Source organism: Pantoea pleuroti (genome assembly GCF_014156615.1).
Classification (GTDB): domain Bacteria; phylum Pseudomonadota; class Gammaproteobacteria; order Enterobacterales; family Enterobacteriaceae; genus Pantoea; species Pantoea agglomerans.
Genome location: NZ_SBFD01000007.1, coordinates 127,629 through 150,980, shown reverse-complemented (window position 1 = coordinate 150,980; position 23,352 = coordinate 127,629). Strand labels below are relative to the sequence as shown.

Annotated in this window: 15 protein-coding genes and 1 tRNA gene (1 of these 16 cut by a window edge); 3 read left to right on the top strand and 13 right to left on the bottom strand. The window is 57.0% G+C overall.

The window, feature by feature from the left end:
* The first annotated feature begins 40 nt into the window (after positions 1 to 40).
* The 3 genes from bcsE to bcsG are packed head-to-tail and all read left to right on the top strand — an operon-like array spanning position 41 to position 3,425.
* Positions 41 to 1,579 (top strand): cellulose biosynthesis protein BcsE, encoded by a 1,539-nt coding sequence (bcsE, locus tag EPG66_RS16920; protein ID WP_182687600.1) that lies wholly within the window; start codon positions 41 to 43, stop codon positions 1,577 to 1,579.
* Positions 1,576 to 1,764, top strand: a complete 189-nt coding sequence (gene bcsF / locus EPG66_RS16915; protein WP_039390442.1) for a cellulose biosynthesis protein BcsF — start codon at positions 1,576 to 1,578, stop codon at positions 1,762 to 1,764. The genes bcsE and bcsF overlap by 4 nt, the downstream gene beginning before the upstream one ends.
* Positions 1,764 to 3,425 (top strand): cellulose biosynthesis protein BcsG, encoded by a 1,662-nt coding sequence (bcsG, locus tag EPG66_RS16910; RefSeq protein WP_069025584.1) that lies wholly within the window; start codon positions 1,764 to 1,766, stop codon positions 3,423 to 3,425. Before bcsF ends, bcsG begins: the two co-directional genes overlap by 1 nt.
* 133 nt (positions 3,426 to 3,558) lie before the next feature.
* Here the strand turns inward: bcsG and EPG66_RS16905 are convergent, their stop codons facing one another.
* The 13 genes from EPG66_RS16905 to EPG66_RS22885 all read right to left on the bottom strand — a co-directional run.
* Positions 3,559 to 4,566 (bottom strand): family 8 glycosyl hydrolase, encoded by a 1,008-nt coding sequence (locus tag EPG66_RS16905; RefSeq protein ID WP_182687599.1) that lies wholly within the window; start codon positions 4,564 to 4,566, stop codon positions 3,559 to 3,561.
* A gap of 8 nt (positions 4,567 to 4,574) precedes the next feature.
* Positions 4,575 to 5,018 carry a cellulose biosynthesis protein BcsD gene (bcsD, locus tag EPG66_RS16900; protein ID WP_039390436.1) on the bottom strand — a complete coding sequence of 148 codons (444 nt, stop codon included), beginning with the start codon at positions 5,016 to 5,018 and terminating at the stop codon, positions 4,575 to 4,577.
* Positions 5,018 to 8,833, bottom strand: a complete 3,816-nt coding sequence (locus tag EPG66_RS16895) for a cellulose biosynthesis protein BcsC (RefSeq protein ID WP_182687597.1) — start codon at positions 8,831 to 8,833, stop codon at positions 5,018 to 5,020. The genes bcsD and EPG66_RS16895 overlap by 1 nt, the downstream gene beginning before the upstream one ends.
* A gap of 11 nt (positions 8,834 to 8,844) precedes the next feature.
* Positions 8,845 to 11,796, bottom strand: a complete 2,952-nt coding sequence (bcsB, locus tag EPG66_RS16890) for a cellulose biosynthesis cyclic di-GMP-binding regulatory protein BcsB (RefSeq protein ID WP_182687595.1) — start codon at positions 11,794 to 11,796, stop codon at positions 8,845 to 8,847.
* Positions 11,793 to 13,904: a UDP-forming cellulose synthase catalytic subunit gene (gene bcsA, locus EPG66_RS16885; RefSeq protein WP_010671648.1), complete on the bottom strand. Its 2,112-nt coding sequence runs from the start codon at positions 13,902 to 13,904 to the stop codon at positions 11,793 to 11,795. Before bcsA ends, bcsB begins: the two co-directional genes overlap by 4 nt.
* Positions 13,905 to 13,953: 49 nt before the next feature.
* On the bottom strand, positions 13,954 to 14,757 hold the full coding sequence (gene bcsQ / locus EPG66_RS16880; RefSeq protein WP_182687592.1) for a cellulose biosynthesis protein BcsQ: 804 nt from the start codon (positions 14,755 to 14,757) through the stop codon (positions 13,954 to 13,956).
* Positions 14,748 to 15,338: a cellulose biosynthesis protein BcsO gene (bcsO, locus tag EPG66_RS16875; protein ID WP_137229761.1), complete on the bottom strand. Its 591-nt coding sequence runs from the start codon at positions 15,336 to 15,338 to the stop codon at positions 14,748 to 14,750. Before bcsO ends, bcsQ begins: the two co-directional genes overlap by 10 nt.
* Before the next feature lie 828 nt (positions 15,339 to 16,166).
* A complete protein-coding gene (gene dppF, locus EPG66_RS16870) occupies positions 16,167 to 17,189 on the bottom strand; it encodes a dipeptide ABC transporter ATP-binding subunit DppF (RefSeq protein WP_182687590.1) in 1,023 nt (340 codons plus the stop codon).
* Entirely contained in the window at positions 17,179 to 18,165 is a 987-nt protein-coding gene (gene dppD, locus EPG66_RS16865) for a dipeptide ABC transporter ATP-binding protein (protein ID WP_010257423.1), read from the bottom strand. Before dppD ends, dppF begins: the two co-directional genes overlap by 11 nt.
* Positions 18,166 to 18,177: 12 nt before the next feature.
* On the bottom strand, positions 18,178 to 19,080 hold the full coding sequence (dppC, locus tag EPG66_RS16860) for a dipeptide ABC transporter permease DppC (RefSeq protein ID WP_010671643.1): 903 nt from the start codon (positions 19,078 to 19,080) through the stop codon (positions 18,178 to 18,180).
* 9 nt (positions 19,081 to 19,089) lie between these two features.
* Positions 19,090 to 20,109: a dipeptide ABC transporter permease DppB gene (dppB, locus tag EPG66_RS16855; RefSeq protein WP_010257427.1), complete on the bottom strand. Its 1,020-nt coding sequence runs from the start codon at positions 20,107 to 20,109 to the stop codon at positions 19,090 to 19,092.
* Positions 20,110 to 20,280: 171 nt separating this feature from the next.
* On the bottom strand, positions 20,281 to 21,891 hold the full coding sequence (dppA, locus tag EPG66_RS16850; protein ID WP_039390428.1) for a dipeptide ABC transporter periplasmic-binding protein DppA: 1,611 nt from the start codon (positions 21,889 to 21,891) through the stop codon (positions 20,281 to 20,283).
* Between the two features lie 1,417 nt (positions 21,892 to 23,308).
* Positions 23,309 to 23,352 (bottom strand) — tRNA-Pro (locus tag EPG66_RS22885) (it continues 167 nt past the right edge of the window).

The following is a 23,352-nucleotide window of genomic DNA, read 5'->3' as shown; positions in this document are numbered from 1 at the left end:
ATAATAAGCTAGCCTGGACTGGAAAAATAACGAATTCAATATGAAAAATTCTTTTTCGCTGGGGCTGTTGCATGTTCAGCCTGAATTAACGGCATTGCAAACGCCTGGCTGTTATTGGGTGACCTGTGCGCGGCAGGATGACGCCCGCACTTTTATTCGACAGGTAATTTCACATCAGCAGGCCGTAACGCTGATCAGCGCTGACCAGCCGCCGCGTGATTTGCTGACGCCCGACCCCATTGGCGGACCCGATCGTATTCCGCTGTTTTCTCTTTCCAAAAGCAAAAGCAGTTTGTTGCAGCTGGAAAGTGATTTTCTGCGCACGCTCGGCAGTAAAAATGGGTTAGTGATATTTAATAGCAGCGCAGCGCAATGGGATAAGCTTGATGACGCAGAATTATCCCGCTGGATAAAGGGCATGCGTCAGACGTTGCATAAAAGAAAGCTCACCCTTTTAATCGTGACCTCCGGCACCACAATAATAAATCTGAGTAATCATCTTCAGCGTTATTTTCGTCAGCTGGATGGCGTTGCGCATTTGAGCTTTCAGCAGGATAGCTGGCAGTATCGAATTAACTGGTGGTATGCCGCGGAACGCCTGCTTGCCGATCGGGCAATACGTCTGGGCTGTGAAAATGAGCGCTTTTTTACCTTAAATGAAAAGCAGGAACCGCTGAGCCTCAACGATGAGCAGCATTATCTTGCGGACAAAATCGTGCTCGAAGGCGCGCCGCCGCTTTCACGCCAGTGGCAACTGTTCGAGGATAATGAACAGGCCTGGTTGCGGGCGCAGCAGGCCAATGCCGCAACGGTGATTTTCAGCCTGACCCGCAGCGAATATATCAACGAACTGGCGAAGATGGTGCACAGCCTGCGGCGTACACGCGGCAACGGCCTGAAAATTGTGGTGCGCGAGATGGGGGCCAGCCTGCGTTATAGCGACGAACGTCTGCTGCTGGCCTGCGGTGTGAACGCCATCGTCCCGACTAACGCCACACTGTCGCGCTTTCTGACCACGCTGGAGGGCCTTCAGGGACAGGTGTTTAACCGTCGCGTTCCCGCCAGTCTTGAGGCGTTAACCGCTTCGTTGCAGCCTCTGCATGAGAAAGGCTACCTGCGTCTCGACGCCTTCTGTCAGTCAGTCGGCCAGTTGATCAGCAATACCCTGCTGCCGGAAAATGATAAGGGCCTGCTGGTCGCGTTGCGGCCGGTGCCACAGCTGAAGCCTCAGCAAATCCTGACGCTCTGTAAACCGCGCCGCTTTGGCGACCTGGTCACGGTGCTGGAAGATCGTGTCATCCTTTTCCTCTCTTCCTGCCGCTATAACGACCTTGATAAAGCATTGAAATATATCTTTTCTCTGCCTCACGACGAGCTGTTTGCTAACCGGATGGTCTGGTTTGAGGATAATCAGATCCTCGCGGAAGTCAGCAATATCAAGAAACTGACGCCGATGGCAATTCAGGATCTGACTCCGGTATCAGAGACGGCCCGCGCCGCCGTTGAGAGCCGGCCTGAAACACATGAACGCGCTGCACCGCAGCCCATCACTTTATTGCCGGAGAACAACGCCTTATGAATCTGATGGACTGGGTACAAATCGCGCTACTTACTCTGGTTATCCTGCTGTTTTTAAAGCCGTTATATCAAAAATGGCTACCCCGTCGCTGGAACGGCATCATGAATCGCCTGTTGCCGGCTCGCGCGCTTAAATCGGAAGGTCACTGGCAGCGTCAATCCTCTGAAACGGATAGAAAAAATTAATGAATACTGATCAACCTGCGGCGGCCTCCTCTTCCCGCTTCTGGTCCTCCTGGCGCGGACTGGGCGGCTGGAATTTCTACTTTTTACTGAAGTTCGGCCTGCTGTGGTATGGCTATCTCAATTTTCACGCCCTGAGCAATCTGGTGTTTCTCGCCTGGCTGCTTTTTCCGTTACCCTCGGCGCGCCTGCATCGCATCCGCCAGTTGATCTCGATTCCGGTTGGCATCGCGCTGTTCTGGCACGACACCTGGCTGCCAGGACTCAGCAGCATACTCAGCCAGGGCGATCAGCTGGCGGGCTTCTCTGCGGCCTATCTGCTCGACCTGGCCGATCGCTTTATTAACTGGCAAATGGTGGGGGCCGCCTTTGTGCTGCTGGTTCTCTATCTGTTTGTTTCACAATGGATCCGCATCACGGTGCTGGTTTCGCTGATGCTGATCTGGCTTAACGTGCTGACGATTGCTGGTCCGGCGATGTCGCTGCTGCCGACCCGGACGGCCACGCCACAGGTGGTATTGAATCAGACGCCCAGCGGCGGCCAGCCAGCCGCCACGCCGGATGGACTGGAGCAGTCTGCGCCGCCGACCAGCGCGAATCTCACCGCCTGGCTGAACCGCTTTCATGAAAGTGAACGCCAGCGCGTGACGCATTTTCCCGACAATCTGCCCGCCGATTCGCAGCCTTTCGACATCCTGGTGATCAATATCTGTTCGCTCGCCTGGTCTGATATGGATGCTTCTCAGCTGCGTAACCATCCGCTGTGGCAGCATTTCGACATCATGCTGAGCAATTACAACGCCGCAACCAGCTACAGCGGACCGGCGGGTATCCGACTGCTGCGTGCCAGTTGTGGCCAGACCTCGCATAGCGATCTCTATAAACCTGCCGATCCGCGTTGCTATCTGTTCGACAATCTGGCGAAGCTGGGCTTTAAAGAGCAGTTGATGATGGATCACACCGGCGTATTCGGTAACTATCTGAAGGAGGTACGCGAAGGGGGCGATATTCAGGCACCGCTGATGTCACAGGCGGGTATCGCACCAGAACTGACATCATTCGACGGCTCGCCGGTATTCAACGATGCGCAACTGATGCAGCGCTGGCTGGACGACCGCAGCAAAAGCAGCGATGCACGCAGCGCCACTTTCTACAATCTGATCCCGCTGCACGACGGCACCCGCGAACTCGGCAGCACCAAAACGGCACCGTGGAAGCCGCGCGCGCAACTACTATTCGATCAGCTTGATACCTTTATGACACAACTGGAGAAGTCGGGCCGCCGCGTCATGGTAATGGTAGTGCCCGAGCACGGTGCCGCGCTAGAGGGAGACAAAATGCAGATGTCCGGCCTGCGCGATATTCCCAGCCCGGATATTACTCACGTACCGGTAGGCATTAAATTCGTCGGAATGAAGGCGCCGCATCAGGCTCAGCCATTGAACATTGATGCGCCGACCAGCCTGCTGGCCTTGTCAGAGATTGTGTCGCGCGTCGTAGATGGGCAGGTATTTAATGCCCCGAATGTGAATATGTCGGTGCTGACTGACAAGCTGCCGCAGACGCCGGTGGTGTCGGAAAATGACGGTGCAGTGGTGATGATGTATCAGGGCAAACCCTGGATCAGGCTGAACGGCGGCGACTGGGTCGCCTATCCGCAGTAACGCGTAACCGACGGGCTGCAGAGCCGTGACCCGGCAGTTAAAGGCGGAGCAGGCGCGGCTGAGCGCCTGCTCCGTGTTGAGCGCGTGGCGGTCGGTGGCAGAACAGCGGCCAGTGCCGCCATTCTGCTGGTTATCAGCGCTTCTCCTGAAACGCCTGCCAGGTCAGCAACTGCAGACTGGCAGAAAAGTAGTTCTGATCCGCAGCCAGCTTATCGCTCAGATAGCCGGTTTCATTCAGCGTCAGGTCACGTACCGCCAGCAGTCCGCCCTCAAGATGGTAAGGTGCAGGGGCATTCGCCAGCACGTCGAACCAGGCGGGTGTCAGCATGCGGCTGTAACCCTGCCAGACGCGCTGAAACGGCACCAGTGCCAGGCTGTGCGGGTCATACCACCAGATGTTCAGCGGCACGCGAATCGCATCGTAACTGAAGCGGTTCGAGTAGCCGACGGCCGGGGCAACCGAACCGTCGGCATTCAGTGCGACCCAGTCCATTGGCAGCCCGGTTTTACCAAAGCTCAGCTTACCCAGCAGATCAAAGCCATCGTTAATCAGCTTATCCCAGACCTGAAGATGGCTGTGTTCACCAAACTCGCGCCACGCCTGAAACAGGAAGTAAGAGGGATTGAGCACCACATAACTGACTTTGTTAAAGCCCTGCGCACCCGGCAGCATCACGGTGTGGCCGCCAAAACTCGTGACATCCAGCCTGATGATGGCGCGCTGAATACGGTCAGATTCCTGCTGGTAGCTATCCACCTGCCATTTCTGTGCAGCACGCTGTAGTGCCCAGGCCAGCAACACATCGCCATCCGAGGCGTTATTCTTGTCGGCGACGGGGTTGTCACTGCCCGGCACGTAGCGCCAGTAGAAGAGCCCGGTCTGCGGATTACGCAGCTGGCTGCGCGTCCACTGCCACAACCGCTCGAAGGTGGCGCGATCGTCGTTGGCCACCGCCAGCAACATGCCATAACCCTGGCCTTCGGTGTGACTGACGTTGTTATTGGCGGTGTCAGTGATCCGCCCTTCTGAGGTCACAAAGCGACTTTTAAAAGTCTCCCAGCCGCCGGCACTTGCCTGCGCGCTGCAGGCCAGCAGTAAAACAGAGCAGAGCCAGACCCGCCAGAGTGGATTACGTTTCATTTCCGATCCTATTGATATCGATAGTGCAGCGTGCTGCCATCGTTGAGTTCAAGCGTAACCGGCACAATGCTGCTGCCGCCCTGGCCCTGCAACCAGCCCGAAAAAAGCCCGGCCATCACCGCACCAAACGCCGCCTGCCAGTCAGCCGGAGAGTGGGTGTTGTCGCCTGCCGGTAAGGCGTGACAGGCAATCAGCAGCGCCTTCTCTTCCGGCTGAAGCTGCACAAAGCCCCAGTTAAACCGCGCCAGTTGCAGATTGCACTCGCGCTCCAGATCCTGCACGGTACGCGACTCTGGCAAAGGATAGCGGGTCGCCAGCGATTCCCCCATCTTATAGAGAAAGGCTTCTGCCTCCTGCTGACCGGCGTTGGCGATCATCCCGTCAATCAGCACGCTGACCAGATCAAACCAGCCCGGCTGATAAGGATGCGATACCCCCGAATGCTCACTCATTACTTCTCTCCGAACAGGTAACGGACATAGAGCTGCGCGCTGCTTTCGTTGTAGTCACCAAAGGTGTCATAACCCAGCTGGCCGCCAATCGTCACATCTTTATTAAGTTTGTAGTCCGCCCCAGCGTGCAGGTTGTAGCCGATGCCGTTTTTACTGCCGCCGGAGTAGTAAGCTTCTTTCACACTGCCGCTGGCGGCAAGGGATTCCAGCTCTGACTGCAGGCTGGCATCCGACGGGAAGTACGCGCTCTTATCCTGACTGTAGGTCTGATAACCGGCTGCCCCGCCAATATTGACTTTCAGATCGTCAAATTTGCGGGAGAACTCAATCGGGAAGGAGACCGACGCATAGTTCTGCGGGCTGAAGTAGCCGCCCTGACCGTAGCTGAAATAGCTGAGGTTTTTCGAGAAGTCCATCCACGACAGGCTCATGCCGACTTTCAGCTCGCGATCGTCAGTGTGGAACGGACGAACGTAGGCACCGGCCGTCGCCTGCAGGTTGTTGTTGCTGGCGACATTCTCGCCGAGATAGCTGTACGCGCCCGCACCGGCGTAGAAGCCCGCATCGCCATTGTCGTAGCTTAACAGGGCGTTAGCGCCGTTTTTGGTGACGCGTCCCCAGCGTTTGCCACTGGTTTTATCTTCTGCGCCGACGTAAGAGAGCAGGCTGTCGGTAATCGCGCGGCGCTCACCGGTCAGGATCAGCGTCAGGAAGTCGGTGAGTTTCGGTGACCACTGCACGCCACCGACCAGAGTACTGAGATCCTGGCCCAGCGGCGTACTGCCGATATCCACTTTATAGCTGTCGCCCTTCAGCGCCAGATTCAGCTCCACGCCCGAGGCAGTTTGCGAATCGGTGGTGGCGTTCGGCAGGTCATTCGCCGTTGCACCGCCTGCAGCCACCACCCTGCCCTGACTCAGCGCATTGGTGCCGAAACGGCGCCAGGCATCGGCTGCGCCACTGCCCGCCGTGAGTGAGACCGGCGTGGCGGTAAAGTCGAGGCGCGCCGTTTCAAACGGCACGGTAGAGAAGGTCAGCGGTGCTTTGGCTTCCGTCAGCTTGCTCAGGCCCGACTCGCCGTCACGCCCGCGCACCTGCACCATGCCCTGACTCCAGCTGCCGGTTTTCTCCTGCAGCGAATCCATCATGGTGTCGACGTCGTGCAGAATCTGTGACTGCCGGGAAACAGTTTCGCTGCCCGCGGCCGGTTCACCCTGCGTTGTCACGCCAGCGGCAACGCTCGCAGGTGCCGCCTGCCACGGCAGCACGGTGCCGTAGCTGGATGGTGAACGTCCCACCGGCGAAGTATCACGGTTGATAAACGGATTATCCGCCAGCGCCAGTCCGCCCACGGTCGGCACGCTGCCAGGCTGCGCGCCCTGCAGGCCAATCAGCTGACCGCGCGCTGAACGCAGATAAGTCATCGCCTGAGAATGCTCGCCATTGGCCTCCGCCACCCGCGCCAGCAGCAGCAGACGATCCGGTGTCTGAGTCGTACTGTTAAGGCTGCGACTCAGCTCATTAGCGCGCTGCACATTGTTCTGCGCCAGCGCGACGTTGATGGCTCCGACGCGCGCATCCTGCGTCGGCGTATCCTGGGTCATCAGGTAGTCATAGACCACGCCCGCATCCCGGTTCATCTTGCCGTCCTGGTAGAGACGGGCCATCGCGAACATCAGATCGCGGTTCTGCGGATCCTGTTGCAGTGCACCAATCAGCTTGTCATACGCCACCGCGTACTGACGCTGCTGCCGCAGACGATCCACTTCGTTAATCAGGTAGCCATTGCGAATACCGGCCAGCTGCGTCGGCGTACTGCGCGCCTGCAGTTCCGGGTTGCTGAGGAAGCGCTGCGCCTCACTGCCGAGGCCCGCCTGATTCAGCACCGTCATCTGCGCGGCATAATCGCCCGCATTGCCCTGCACGCCACGCTGCAGGTTAGTCCGCACCACCGAAACGGCGCTGGTGAGATCGCCCGCCTGCGCCAGCTTCTGCGCCAGGTTTCCGGCATCAACCGGGTTGGTGGGTGGATTAACCGTGAGCGCCTTCAGGGTATTGGCGGCGGCAGCCGTCGCGCCCTGCGCCAGATACTGGTCGGCCGTGCTCATCTGCAGATTGAAATTAACCCGCTGCGCCAGTTCACGCATCGCCGCCGTCTTCGCGTTAGCGGGAATGCGCGACAGCAACGTGCTGGCCTGCTGCCAGCCGCCGCTTTCGCTGGCGTTAAGCGCACCGGCATACAGTTCGCTGGTGCTGGCCCCGTTGCGCATCACCGGCTGCATCACGTTGGCCGCCAGCAGCGTATCGCCCTGCTGACGGTAGAGCCGGGCTAAATCAAGCCGCAGCCAGCCATCCGTGGGATAGCGCTGAATACCCTGCTGCAGCGTCGCGATGGCAGCGGCATTGTTACCAGCCGCCAGTTGACGCTTCGCCTGCTGACGCAGCGCATCGGCTTCATTGGCTCGTGGCGTGACGCTCTGGCGAACGCTGTCCGGCAGTGCACCCAGCAGCGTACTGGCTTCGGCACCCCGATTCTGCTGACGCAGAACATAGAACAGCCCCTCTTTGGCGCTGCGGTTATCCGCATCGCTTTGCAGAATAGTGCGATAGAGTTGCTCCGCCTGCGCAGGCTGATTGGTGCGGCGCAGCACGTCGGCGCGGAACAGTCTGGCGGCCAGCCCTTTTTCACCGTCAGCCTGCACCAGCGGTTCGCTTAATGTCAGCGCCTGCGCCGTGTCTCCGCTTTTCAGTGCCTGCTGGGCGCTGGCCAGTTGTGCATAAAAACGCGCATCGTCAGCCTGCTGCTGACGCGATGAACCCTGATCGCCGCCGAGCTGAGCAGACCGCTGCAGATAATCCGCCGCTTCCTGATAACGTCCGGCTCGCTGGGCCACATAGCCCATGCCCGCTAACGCATCGGCATCCTGCGGATTGGCGCCCAGTACTTTTTCAAAGCTGGACTGCGCACCGCCGACGTCACCGCTGTTGAGCGCGCTGAATCCGGCCCCTTTTTCTGCGCCGCCGACGTTTTTACGGTAGTAGTCGATCACCGCCGAATCCTGCGGATGACGTTGCTGCCAGGTCTGATAGAGCGCCGCATCTGACGGCTGTGGACCGAGCCACAGCAGCGCCTGACGCAGTGAGCGGTCGGCATCCTGATTACCGCTCGCCAGCGAACTCAGCACCTCAATGCCTTCGCGACGGGTCGGTTCCTGATAGGTCAGCGCTTTACCCAGCGCCAGCCGTGCGCCGGTGTCCTGCGGATGCTGAGCCGCAAACTGACGCAGTGCCTCAACTGCCTGCGGCAGCAGCGTACGGTCGCCCGCCATAGTGAGATAATATTCTGCCGCGACACTGGGTGGTGGCGCATTGCCGCTGAAGGTGTTGCGCCAGGTCTGTAACGCCGCCGGAATATTGCCGCTGCGCGCCTGCTGACGCGCCAGCGCAAGCTGCGCCTGCGGAATGGTCTGCATCTGGCGCGCGTTATCCAGCTCGCCAAGATGCGGATCGTTGGGGGAGACCTGGCTCAGCAGGGCGCGATACTGCGCCGCCGCCGCAGTGTCGCCGCCCTGCTGTGAATAGAGCGCCAGCAGGTAGAGCGCCTGAGTGTTGTTGGGTTCAACCATCAGCACCTTTTGCAGTGAGGCTGTCGCCAGGTCGTCATGCGCTTTCTGATGCCAGTAAGAGGCCTGATCGAACAGCGCCTGCAGCGCCGGGTTGGCGCTTTCTGCCGCCAGCAGCGGCTGTGACAGGGCCAGCGCGCTGCCCAGCAGCAACGCCTTACGAATACCGGCACTTAACAGATTTTTTTTCATTGTTATTATCCTTACTTCCTGCCGGAATCACGGTCCTGCTTAGGGTTCAGACGTCGCCAGGCGTGACGCTTCAGCATCACCCAGGCCGCACTGCCCACCAGCGCGGAGAGCAGCATCGCCGCCACTGCCAGCAGCACCGAGTGCTGGTTGGCATACCACACCACCATCATGTACCAAGGCAACTCACCGCTGGGAAACTGCGCGCCGACGCGGAAACTGCGAATGCCGTTTTCATCGGTAATAATCGCGGTATCGCCACGAATGCCGGCGTTAATCTGTGCTGAACTCAAATCGTTATGCAGTCGCAACAGCTGATCGTCGCTGGTTGCCACCGTCATCACCACCAGCCGATCGCGGTTCCATGGCGATCGATAGCTGAGGAAGCCTCGCCACGCTTCGTTGGAGGAGAAGTAACGATCGGCATCCAGCTGCTGACGACTCCAGTCACCGGTCAGCCAGCCGCGTAATTTTTCCAGCGTGTCAGGCTCTTTCACCCCAAAGGTGCTGCCAGTCGCGTCATAAGGGGAAGCCGCCAGCATCGCCTGATTAAAGGCGCTGTTGCCGGTGGTGCTCACCGCCAGCAGATCGCTCTGCTGTATGCGCGCCAGATGGGTGCCGCCAGTCGGCAGGCCAAACAGTACCTGATTCTGTGTCAGCGCCAGACCGGTGGCTTTACCAGCCCGCGCCGCCAGATCCAGCAGCGTTGACAGTTCAGCATCGCTGGGCGTTTCCGGCAGCAGCAGCGTGGTCTGGCTGAAATCGGCCAGACGTGAGAACGGGAAAGAGGCACCCACAAAGTAAGAGAGGTTCGGCAGCATGCTGAAGTGACGGGTATGGCTCAGGTCGATCCATGAATCCTCTTCAATCCGGCTTTTGATGTTGTTGTTGAGTAACACACCGCAGGGCGCATCAGCCCGTGGTTTGATATTGAAGTAGAGCGCCAGCTGGTTATCGCCATAGATCAGGTAGGGTTCGAGATTAAGCTGATACTGCTCCTGACGCGCATCACCGCCCAGACGGTGCCAGGCGTTCTCCAGCAGGCCGACTTTGTTCACCGTCAGATTGCGCAGAAAAGTGCCGTTGAGCATGACGTTAAGGAAGGAATTATCCTCATCGATCCAGCTTTCAGACGGGAAGCGATAGTGCAGATTGACCGGCACTGTGTCGCCATCCCACAGGAACAAATCAGGCGCGGCGCGGAAGTTAACACGCAGCGCATCATGCCAGATGCCGCTGCTGGTCAGACTCTGATCTTTACGCAGCAGTTCGCTCAGCCGTACCGGCCGGTCAGTGTTAATCCAGCGTGGTGCATCGTAAGGTTTGCGGTTTGCAATAGTCTGCTCAGGGACCTGCAGTTGACTCTCGTCTGTCGTCAGTGGCTGCGTTGTCAGACGGTTCGCCGCCTGACGCAACTGCTCCTCATTGTTGCCACTGACCAGCAGCAATTTGTAAACCGGATTATTGGGATTATCCACCACCTGCAACATCGGACCGTTACTGGCCGGGAAAGTCAGGGTGCCGATCCGATCACCAGGATGACCAAACAGGATGCCGTTGTGTTCCGGCAGTTCGCCGCGCACCACCGGGAAACGGATGCCGCGATAATCACTCTGAATGCCGAGCCAGGATGCCACCAGTGCCGCCGCGCTGACGGCATCGGCTGAAACATGACTGGCAAAGCCCACCGTCACGGTGGACGCCGTCATCCGCTGAGGATCCAGGAAGGGGCGCGGGAAATTACGCAGGCTGGTGCCGATATTGAGCTTCTGACCCTCAAGGTGCAGCGATGTGTTCGGCAGAATGGTGACCTGATACTGCTGTGCGCTCTCTCTTTCACACAGCAACTTGTCCGCATCGTTGATTTTAAAACTCAGGTTATTCGCCGACACCACCATCGCCGCCGGAATATCCAGCTCATAGTCACTGACATCGCTGTCCGTCGCACCCAGCGGCAGTGTACCGAGCGGCTGACCATTCAGCATCAGCTGCAGCGACGTATTGCGTGCCGCCAGCGCAGCTGAGACGCGCAGCGTCAGATTAAGTCGCGCATTGGTAATGACTTCATCGCCGGGCAGGGTAAAGGTGATGCCCGACTGTAGCTGGCCGCCGGTCAGCGTGATGCCGCGCGACTGGCCCATCTGGGCCACTGAAATAACACTACTGATCGGCTGATTGATGGCAGCCGCGATCGGCGGCTGCGCTTCTGCAACCGGCGCAGCTACCTGGCCTGGCGCGTAGGGCAGCGCACTGGCGGCTGCTTCCAGCGCGGGATCGGCACTGCTCAGGCCCTGCGGCAGGGGTACTGCTGACAGCGCGCTGCTGTCCTGGGTCACCGCGCCGGTGGCGGCCATCGGCGCGGTGGTCTGGGCAGAAGCCGCCGCCTCGCCGGTCGATGACGCTGTCTGAGGCGTTGAAGTCGCGTCACCGGTCACTGAAGATGGCTGAGTTTGTGATGTCGCCTCGCTACCTGGGGCGTAAGAGGCGTTCACCGGGGGTGCCATGGCATTGGGTGATGCACTCTGAAGCGCCGATGCCGGTGCAGATTCTGCGGACGGTGTCGCAGATGGCGCATTTGCCGCTGGTGACACTGACGGCATTGCAGACTCTCCACCGCTGACCGGGACCGGGACCTGGTCTGAACCTGCCGTCTGGGTGGAACCATTATTCATGGGCGCCACAGATGCCGCATCGCTGGCCGGAGCCTGATTTGTCGCGGGTGCAATGACGGTGGCATCGGCAGGCTGCGTGCTGGAAGCAGCATCAGACGGCATCGGAGCCGGACTGTTTACCGGCGCACTGGCAGGCTGCGTGCTGGAAGCAGCATCAGGCAGCGTCGGAGCTGAACTGTTTACCGACGCAGCACTGCTGTTATCAGTAGCAACCGGCGCTTCCGCGCCAGCGGGCGTCAGCCATAACGCTGCGGTCAGTGAACTGACCAGCAAAGTTTGCGTCAGGATCTTCATGCCGCCCCATCCTCTTTCGCCGCCGCGGCAACCGGGTCGACATTTTTACGTTTATCGTGGCGGCCTTTCCAGGTCAGCCAGAACAGCTCAAAGACGGTACGGATAATAGTGCCCAGCGAAATCAACGGGTTGTCCTGCTTATACTCCGGCTGAATCCAGGCATCAGCACGAGCCAGCACCACACGGACCAGTTCGCGACGACGCGCCAGCGGCATCGCCTCAAAGCGCAGACGGATGCTCTCATCATCGCCGGAAATCTGACTGACCGGGATAGTGATCGCGCCGGATTTCAGCAGCAGATCAATCTCTTCAATCTCATCAGTTTCATGACGTCCATCGGGTGCATCAAGCTGCGCGCCGCCCATCGAAAGGTTGCTGGTCTGGGTGCGCGATGAAATGCCGCTGGCGTAATGAATAATCGCCGGGATTTGCACTTCAACACGGATAGTTTTACGCACCTGCTTGGTTTCGCGCGCCACGGCAATCGCCGCCATCAGAATGATCAGGCTGAAGATCGCCCAGCCGACGTTGAGCGCGATAACGTAAGGATCGACGCCAAAATAGTCATGCATCACGGCGCGCACCACGCCGGCTACAATGCCAATGCCCAGCAGCAGCGCCACAATCACATGCGGACGCACAATGTGGAAATCGAAGAAGCCCTGATCCAGCACGCCGCCTTTATCGGTCACGTTAAACTTGCCATGTTTTGGCGACAACAGGGTCAGAATGGTCGGGATTACCAGATGGAAGCACATCACCGTCTCATAAATTTCACCCCAGAAGGTGTAACGGAAACGGCCATTCATCCGTGAGTTAACGTAGAGCGACATCACCAGATGGGGCAGCACATAGGCAAAGATCAGCGAGGCCGATGAGTGAATAATATTCAGGTTAAACAGCAGGTAAGCCAGCGGTGCGGTCAGGAAGGCAACGCGTGGCAGGCCAAACTGGAAATGCAGCATGGCGTTGAGATAGCAAAGACGCTGCTGCCACTTCAGGCCACGGCCAAACAGCGGGTTATCGACGCGGAAAATCTGTGTCATGCCACGCGCCCAGCGGGTACGCTGAATGATATGCAGGCCCAGACGTTCTGTTGCCAGACCGGCAGCCAGCGGGATCGACAAAAAGGCTGAGCCCCAGCCCAGTCGCTGCATTTTCAGGGCGGTGTGTGCATCTTCGGTCACGGTTTCAACGGCAAAACCGCCAATCTCTTCCAGCGCTGAACGACGGATAACCGCACAGGAGCCACAGAAGAAAGTGGCATTCCAGTTATCGTTACCCTGCTGCACCGGGCCATAAAACAGCGAGCCTTCGTTTGGAATGCTGCGTGCGGCGCGCAGGTTACGCTCAAAGGGATCGGGAGAATAGAAGTAGTGCGGCGTCTGTAGCAGCGCCAGCTTCGGATCTTTCAGGAACGGTCCTACCGTTGCCTGCAGGAAGGTGCGCGTCGCCACGTGGTCGCAGTCGAAGATGCAAATCAGCTCACCTTTGGTGATTTTCATCGCATGGTTGAGGTTCCCGGCTTTGGCATGTTTGTTGTCGTCACGGGTGATATAACCCACGCCGACATCCGCCGCAAAGCGGGCAAACTCGCTGCGCTTGCCATCATCCAGCAGATAGACCCTGATTTTGTCACGCGGGTAGTCGATACACTGCGCCGCGAGTACGGTGTCGCGCACCACATCAAGACTTTCATTGTAGGAAGGCACATAAATATCGACCGTCGGCCACAGGCTGGTGTCGTCCGGTAAGGGTTCAATCGTGCGTTTTAATGGCCAGGTGGTTTGCAGGAAGCCAAGAATTAAGATCAGCCAGACGTACAGCTCCGCCAGATATAAGCCAATGCCTAAGATAGCTTCAACTTCGGAATTAAAGTGCAGCGTCTCGGTGGTCCGCCACCAGATATAGCGGCTGGACATCAGCGCAGAGAGAACCACCATCACCACCGTTATTTTGCGGCTCTTGCTGAAACCCAATAAAAACATCATGCCGATGCTGATCAGACCAAAAATATACTGTTTCTGGCTGTCCATTGGCGTAATGATGATCACCGCGGCAACGGGTGCAAGCACCAGCAGCAGCAGGTAAAACCCGATTTTACTCATGATTCACCCTGAGAAGAGCTGTGTAAGTCAGTCGCCTGGCGGAAGCCGACTAAAAGTGGTTTGTGCGGATGGGAGCCTGAACTTCGCCATTACCCACGGTGATATTCAGAATGCTGCTGACCCTTTTCGCGATCAGTTCAATATCAAATGCCGCTGCGGAGGCGGGACTGAAATCGTAAACAGACTGCTGCGAAGCATTGGCTTCACCCACACTTTCATCACGGTGAACCACGCCCAGTAAATTATCGCCCAGGCGCTGCTGCATAAACGCGGTGACATCGCGATTGATATTCCGGCGGTTGTCAGACTGGTTAAGGATAAAATAGTGACCCTGCTTATTATTGAGAGGCTTACCGATCATCCGGTTCTCTTCAATCTGCGGTAATAACGATACTGATGCGGTATCGGCTAACATCACCACTAAATGCATATCGGCCAGCGTCGTCATTGCTTTAAGGGCGGGGCCTGGGCCAGGCGGGAAATCAGCCACGATCACCAGACCAGGATAATTGAGCACCGTATCCAGACCGCGCTTAATAAAGTGGGGATCTTTCATCAGGTTCTCTTCGAACCGTTCGCGTTGCGGCTCCGTGACGTCGCCATAGGGCAGCACAAAGATATTGCCGCCAGTGGTAAGAATCGACTGGCTCCAGTCCGCCTGCTCTTCAGAGCGCGCCACAAATCCGCGGCCATCATGAAGCGGCACGCCAAAGTGAAGACGCAGTGCATTCTGCACATCAAAATCAATCGCCAGAACTTTGCTACCGGAACGCGCCAGACTCCAGGCCAGATTCGCCGCCAGCGTGGTTTTCCCCACGCCCCCCTTTGGCGAGCACACACAAACTAATGGCATAGCGCAATCTTCTCCAGTAACGGTTTGAGTAAGGTTTCTTTCGGCAGATTAATCTCGCGCGAGCGGAACAGCGCACCAAATCGTCCTGGCTCAGAATGGGTGGCGGTGGGTGCGACGATAGGCTGAAGTTCCGCCACGGTGGCAGGCCGGACCGGCTCAGCACGCAGCGGGGTCGCAGGCTCAGCCACGGCCGCTTTTTGCAGTGGTGGCGGTGGCGGAAAGAGTGATGAAGGACCGCGTGCAGTCGTGCTGGTTGCTGGCAGGTTACTGCCTGACAGGCTATCGAGAATCGAGGTGCGGGCTGCCATTGCCGGTTGCGCAGTGAGTGCGGCATGTCGTGCCGGTGCCCCAGGCGGTGGAGCCGTGAACTCATCACCACGCAGCGGCTGAGGTTGCGGCAGGTCAATACGCTCGCCGCCGCCAAACGGGGTCTGATGTTCTTCTTTCGCCAGCTGGCGAATCAATGCCCATTTACTGTGTTCCGCCGCTTCCTGCGTCTGGCCAGACATATCTTTAAAGTCGATGTCGAGCGTTTGCGTTTTCTCTTTAAAACGCTGCAAATCATCGTAATTATTCTTCATTGGCCATGGCCTGCAACAAGGTGGGAATTTTCCTGGAATATAACACATCCCTTTAATATCAGTCAGAAAAACCTGATTACAAAAAAAGCAATTTCAATCAAATTGTTTAATCATAAAGATTCAATTGTGGCGGAATAAAGCCTCTTCCGAGTCATTGCCGCCAATAATTAATAAGTAATACTTAAGTTAAATTCATTAGCACTGTTTAAATAATTTTTCAGAAAATGACGCTCTGACAACCTCTGGCACTGCCAGGCTGACTCCTGTAAACAGCGTCTCAATGAGCGTTCAGGCTGCCGCAGCCGCAAAAAAAGGCATTTCTGCCATAAGTGATTGAGGATATTTATCTTTTTTCACTGCAAATATCGCCAGAAGAAAAACAGGTTAAGACTGATAACGGAAAAAGAGGAGGAATAACCAGGAAGTGCTCGCTGACCTGCCAGCAATGCGGCTTGCAGCTGAGTTGAGATAAAAAAAGGCTCCAGAAAGGAGCCTTCGGCTGGGGAGTTAAGATCGCGAACAGGCTCAGGGGGCATACGCCTTACGCAACGACGCCATCCCTGGCTGGCTCAGCGCGGGCGATTACGCACCTCATCCCTGAGGGGCGCCCGTAGCCGAGCCAACGCGTTGCGTTGTTCAAAAACGCTCCCGGCGTTTTTAGTACGCACCTCATCCCTGAGGTGTGCCCGTAGCCGGGCCAACGTGTTGCGTTGTTCAAAAACGCTCCCGGCGTTTTTATCCGGGCGGCGCGATGCTTTGCTACAGGCGTATGCTCCCATCGCTTTCAATTTTGTGCGGTCTGTAAACACCAGAATGCGCTGCCAATCCTCAGCTGACCTTTTCTGCCACGCCGACCGGTTGATTCTCATCCTGATCAACTGCGAAGCAGGCAATCTCCTGTCCGCCGTAGTTTTTCAGCTTCGGCTGCAACTGCACGCAGGTGCCAAAACGTTGGTGGCAGCGCGCATTAAAGGCGCAGCCTGGCGGCGGATTGAGCGGGCTGGGCAGTTCGCCGGTCAGCTTAATGCGCTCACGACGGTCGTCTGGATTAAGCCGCGGCGTCGCCGACAGCAAAGCCTGGGTATAAGGATGGCGCGGGTTGGCAAAAATTGCCTCTTTGCTGCCCTTCTCAACGCACCGGCCGAGATACATCACCATCACCTCATCGGCAATGTGTTCCACCACCGACAAATCGTGCGAGATAAAGACATAAGAGAGCCCCATATCCTGCTGCAGATCCATCATCAGGTTAAGCACCTGGGCACGCACCGACACGTCGAGCGCCGAAACCGGCTCATCGGCAATCAGGACGTCCGGATCGAGCATCAGCCCACGCGCGATGGCGATACGCTGACGCTGCCCGCCTGAGAACATGTGCGGGTAGCGGTCGTAGTGCTCGGTTTTCAGACCGACTTTTGCCATCATCTCCAGCGTTTTCTCGCGGCGTTCCGCTCTGGTCAGTTGGGTATTAATCACCAGCGGCTCTTCCAGAATCTGGCTTACTTTTTTGCGCGGATTGAGTGAGCCGTACGGGTTCTGGAACACGATCTGGATTTTCTGGCGACGCAACTTCTGCGCCTGGGGATCGTGTTTCAGCAGATCCTGACCGTGCCAGTAAAGCTGCCCTTCGGTCGGGGTTTCAATCATCGTCAGCAGGCGGCCCAGCGTGGATTTACCACAGCCTGACTCGCCCACCACCGCCAGCGTTTTACCGCGTTCCAGATTAAAAGAGACGCCATCCAGCGCTTTGACCAGACGTTCCTGACCAAACAGCCCCTTCTTCACCGGGTAGTGCTTCTTCAGATCAATCGCCTGCAGCAGGAACTGATCTTTAGTGGTTTCATGACTCATAAGTTGGTCTCCCGGCATCGTCCAGCGGATAGTGACACTTGGACTGGCGTCCTGGAATGGTGCGCAGTTCAGGTTCTTCCTGACGACAAAGGTCAGTCGCATAGGGGCAGCGTGGATTAAGCAGACAGCCAATCGGGCGGTCATACTTGCCCGGTACCACGCCAGGCAGCGAGGCCAGGCGTGCTTTATCGGCCGCGAACTCCGGCAGCGCACGCAGCAGCGCCTGCGTATAAGGATGGCGCGGCGCCTTAAAGATATCGGTCGCTTTACCGCTTTCCACCACCTGACCGGCATACATCACGATAATGTGGTGCGCCGCTTCTGCCACTAACGCCAGATCGTGAGTAATCAGGATCAGCGCCATGTTCTCCTGCCGCTGCAACTCCAGCAGCAGTTCGATGATCTGCGCCTGAATGGTCACGTCGAGCGCCGTGGTCGGCTCATCGGCGATTAACAGCTTAGGCCGACAGGCGATCGCCATGGCAATCATCACACGCTGGCTCATGCCGCCCGACAGCTGGTGCGGATAGACATCGAGCCGTGACGCGGGATCGGGAATACCGACCTGATTCAGCAGGTCGATCGCCCGCTGACGCCGTGTACGCTTATTACCGCCCTGATGCACCTTGATCGCTTCCATGATCTGGAAACCTACGGTGTAGCAGGGATTGAGGCTGGTCATCGGGTCCTGAAAAATCATCGCCACTTCGGCACCCACCAGCTGGCGGCGCTCACGTTCGGAGATGTTCTGCAGGTCGCGCTGGTTAAACTCCAGCTTCTCAGCCATCACTTTGCCGGGGAAATCGATCAGCCCCATGATCGCCAGTGAACTCACCGATTTACCAGAGCCGGACTCGCCTACGATACCCACGACCTGGCCCTGCTCAACCTGATAACTGATGCGGTCAACCGCGCGGAACGGTGCTTTATCGTCGCCGAAATGCACCGATAGTTTGTCTACATTTAATAACGCCATCTCGGTGCCTCTTTACTGCTTGAGTTTCGGGTCGAGTGCATCACGCAAACCATCGCCCATCAGGTTAAATGCCAGCACGGTAAGCAGAATGACCAATCCAGGGAAGGTCACTACCCACCAGGCACTTTGCGCATACTGCAGGACGTCGGAGAGCATCGTGCCCCACTCCGGCGTTGGCGGTTGCGCACCCATACCGAGAAAGCCCAACGCCGCCATATCGAGAATGGCGTTGGAGAAACCTAATGAAGCCTGCACGATCAATGGTGCAAGGCAGTTAGGCAGAATATTCACAAACATCTGGCGCAGCATACCGGCACCGGCCACGCCGGAGGCGGTCACATAGTCGCGGTTCACTTCCACCAGCACCGCCGCGCGGGTCAGACGGATATAGTGCGGCAGCGCCACAAAGGTCAGTGCGATGGAGGCGTTAACGATTGAGGGGCCAAAGATGGCGACCAGCACCAGCGCCAGCAGCAGGCTGGGTAGCGCCAGCATGATATCGACCACTCGCATGATGATGGCATCGACCACACCGCCGAGATAACCGGCCAGCAGGCCAAATATCACGCCAAAAATCAGTGACAGCACCACCACCAGACAACCAACCAGCAGCGACAGGCGCGCACCGTACATCAGACGAGACAGCACATCGCGGCCTACATCGTCGGTGCCCAGAATGTAGCTCCAGCTGCCGCCTTCCTGCCAGACCGGCGGATGCAGCAGCGCATCGCGGAACTGCTCAGCAGGCGCATGCGGGGCCAGCACATCGGCAAAAATGGCGCACAGCAACACAATGATGATGTAAACCAGGCCCACGACGGCGCCCTTGTTACGTTTAAAGTAGTGCCAGAATTCCTGAAACGGGGTCATCGGCTTGGGTGCAACGGTAACGCTGCCGGGATCAACAACAGACATGATGCCCCCTTATTTCTTATGACGTATGCGCGGGTTAACCACGCCATACAGCAGATCAACCAGCAGGTTGACCACAATAATCAGTACTGCTGTGAGCAGCACCCCGCCCTGCACTACCGGATAGTCACGGCGCTGCAACGCTTCAATCAGCCAGCGACCCAGGCCCGGCCACGAGAAGATGGTTTCGGTCAGAATCGCCCCGGCCAGCAAAGTGCCGACCTGCAGGCCGATCACCGTGACCACCGGCAGCATGGCGTTTCGCAGCGCATGCACCACGATCACGCGCATCCGCGTCAGGCCTTTGGCACGCGCAGTACGGATGTAATCTTCACCCAGCACTTCGAGCATCGCCGATCGCGTCATTCGCACAATCACCGCCAGCGGAATGGTGCCGAGCACGATGGCAGGCAGGATCATGTGCATCACCGCATCGTGGAAGTCGCCCGGCTCCCCCCAGAAGAAGGTATCGATCAGCATAAAGCCGGTCAGCGGCATGGTGTCATCCAGGAAGACGGTGTCGCCGACCCGCCCGGAAACCGGCGTCAGGTTGAGCTGTACCGAGACCAGCATGATCAGCATGATGCCCCACCAGAAGATCGGCATCGAGTAGCCGGTCAGTGAGATTCCCACGGCGGTGTGATCGAAAATCGACCCCCGCTTCACGGCAGCCATGACCCCAACCGGGATACCAATGGCCACGGCAAATATCATGGCGCAGATGCCGAGTTCCAGCGTCGCTTTGAAGCGCGGAACAAACTCATCCCAGACCGGGATGCGGCTCTTAAGTGAAATGCCCAGGTCACCATGTAATACGCCGTTAATGTAGTTCAGGTACTGTTTCCACAGCGGCTGATCCAGACCTAACAGCGCCATTAACTGTGCATGGCGTTCAGGAGAAATACCGCGTTCGCCCGCCATGATCAGTACCGGATCGCCGGGGATCATGTGAACAAATGCGAAGGTGAGTAATGTAATACCGATAAACGTTGGGATGACAAGGCCCAGACGTCGGAGTATGAACTGCAGCATAATCCGGGTTCTCTCTTGTCCGCGCGACCGTCGCCGCGAGGGTAGTTATTGCTTACATCTGACGATCGGGTAGGCCCGACCGCGACGCAGACAGGCTGCGCCTCTACCGTTTCCAGTAAAACAGGGAGATAAAGCCGGGGCGACGCGCAGCCGCCCCGGAAAAGGCGACAATTATTCTTTAATGTCTACCTGAGCAAAGTAGTGTCCGCCCAGCGGATCGACTTTGTACCCGGAGACTTTCTTGCTGACCGGTTCGTATACCGTTGAGTGCGCGATCATCAGCGCCGGTACCTGGTCATGCATCACAACCTGTGCCTGCTTGTAGTACTCGATGCGCTTCGCCTGATCGGCGGTGGCACGAGCTGGCTGAATCTGATCCTCAAAGGATTTATCACACCAGCGCGAGTAGTTAGAGCCATCTTTTGCCGCTGAACAGCTGAACAGGGTGGCCAGGAAGTTATCCGGATCCCCATTGTCACCGGTCCAGCCCATCATGACGGTCTGGTGCTCACCTGCTTTGGCGCGCTTCAGATATTCGCCCCACTCGTAGGTGACGATTTTGGCTTTGACGCCAATCTTCGCCCAGTCGCTCTGGATCATCTCAGCCATGCGGCGTGCATTCGGGTTGTACGGACGCTGAACCGGCATTGCCCACAGGTCGATTGAGAAGCCGTCTGCCATGCCCGCTTCTTTCAGCAGCGCTTTGGCTTTCTCAGGATCGTAGGCGTAATCTTTCACGTCGTCGTTATAGCCCCACATCGTTGGTGGGATCAGGTTTTTAGCAGGCTGACCTGCACCCTGATAAACGGCTTCGATAATCGCCTTTTTGTTGACCGCCATGGTCAGTGCCTGACGCACTTTCAGGTTATCCAGCGGTTTTTTCTCAACGTTGTACGACAGATAGCCGACGTTCAGACCAGCCTGCTCATACAGGTTGATGTTTTTGTCCTGCTTCATACGCGCGATGTCAGCCGGGTTTGGATAGGGCATGACCTGACATTCGCCCTTCTGCAGCTTGGCGTAACGCACTGAAGCATCCGGGGTAATAGAGAAGACTAAGCGATCGATTTTCGGCTTGGTGCCCCAGTAATCCGGGTTAGCTTTGTAAAGGATGCGCGAATCTTTCTGGTACTGCAGCAGCTGGAACGGACCGGTACCGACCGGGTTCAGGTCGACATTTTGCGGGGTGCCCGCTTTCAGCATGTTGTCAGCGTACTCTTTCGACAGAATCGAGGCGAAGTCCATGCCGAGGTCAGCAAGGAACGGCGATTCAGGACGCGTCAGCACAAAGCGCACGGTGTTCTCGTCCACTTTTTCAATTTTGCTGATCAGCTTCGGCATGTCCATGCCTTCGAAATATTCGTAGCTGCCGCCGGAGACGCCGTGATAGGCGTTGTTTTTATCGAGCTGGCGCTCAAAGGTGAACACCACATCATCCGCATTGAAGTCGCGCGTCGGTTTGAAATCTTTGGTGGTCTGCCACTTCACGCCTTTGCGCAGGTGGAAGGTGTAAGTTTTACCGTCTTCACTGACATCCCACTTCTCTGCCAGCGCAGCGTGCAGTTCGGTGGTGCCGATAGTGAACTCAACCAGTCGGTTGTAGATCTGACGTGAGCTGGCATCGTAGGTGGTGCCCGAGGTGAACAACTGCGGGTTAAAGCCTTCCGGAGAACCTTCAGAACAGTAAACCAGGGTTTTTGCCTGAACACTGGCGGCGACAGTCATAGCAATCAGGCTCAGACCGACCTTCAGCATCCCGGATTTAGCCAGGGAGTTGATCATGCTTTTGCTCCATTGTGATGTGATGTTGTGTGTATTGCCCGACCTCTGATTTTTTTATGCGGTTCAGGCGTACCACCGAACAGGTGGTTAAAGCACGCTACGTTTTTTTTGTTTTTTCTTATGCAGATGGTGCATTCAGAAAATTCCGTAACTGCGCGTTTATTGACGCATCAATTTGTCAACAGTTGCAAAGAACGTCAATACAACGGTTACTTATTTACACAGAGTGTGAGGGATAGCATGCAACGGTAATAAAAACTCTTTCGGCCTAAAAGCCATACAATGCACAGCGCAGCTGGCCTGATTTCCGTGCATTGTGCTGGATGGTTGTTCTATCGCTAGTGATTCTCACCGCTAAAAAACTTAAAACTTTTACCGGCAAATGTTGAATAACTGAACGATTCACCGTGCGTTATGACGTTCATCCAGCGGAATATGCTGGTAAAGAAGCATAAGAAATCAGCATGTTGCCGCTTTCGGTCATAAGAAGAATGTGTCGCGAATTATGATCGCATCTCTTATATGGCAAGGCCTGCCAGCGGGTAAGTGATGATAACAACGGCTGGTAAACAGAATGCGCGGCGGATGGGGTTTACTGGAACTTTCTGGAAAATGATAGCCAGAGGCTGAAAGCGGGGGAAGGTTCAGGGAAGAGGATGTGGCATGAATGGCTGTCAGATTGAGACTGCTTCGGGAACACGGTCAGATCGGAAAGGCGCTTAAACCATCCATGGACGCTCGGCCCACGCGATTACGCACCTCATCCCTGAGGGTGCGCCCGCAGCCGGGCCAACGCTTTGCGTTGTTCAAAAACGCTCCCGGCGTTTTTGTCCATGGCGTGGGACGCTTTCCTCCTCTGCCCGTGTTCCCTGCGCCTTAAGATTGTTGATTGCTGTCAGCATCACTCTGGTTTGGATCTGTAAGCTGCCTGAGATGCTTCTGTAAGTACCTGATGCATCTGCCATACGTGAAGCGAAGGGAGCATACGCCTGTAGCAAAGCATCGCGGGCCAGGGATGGCCTGCGTTGAGCCTGCCATGGATGGCGTTTTTGCGTCTTTGCGGAAGGCGTATGCTCCCTGAAGCCCACTCAGCGGTAAGAATGTGAATGCTTAGCGGTCAGATCGAGACTGCTTCGGGAACACGGTCAGATCGGAAAGGCGCTTAAACCATCCATGGACGCTCGGCCCACGCCGTCCATGGCGTGGGACGCTTTCCTCCTCTGCCCGTGTTCCCTGCGCCTTGAGATTGTTCATTGCTGTCAGCCGTCACTCGGGTTTGGATCTGTTAGCCGTCTGAGGCTCCCAGCGTCTGCCTGGCGTATGCTCCCTGAAGCCAGCTCAACGGTAAATCCGTACCTTTCATCCACTTTTATAAAGACGAAAAAAAACCTGTCTTTTCAGACAGGTTTCTTAAATATGGTCGGCGAGAGAGGATTACTCTGCTCTGCGAGCAGCGCCCTT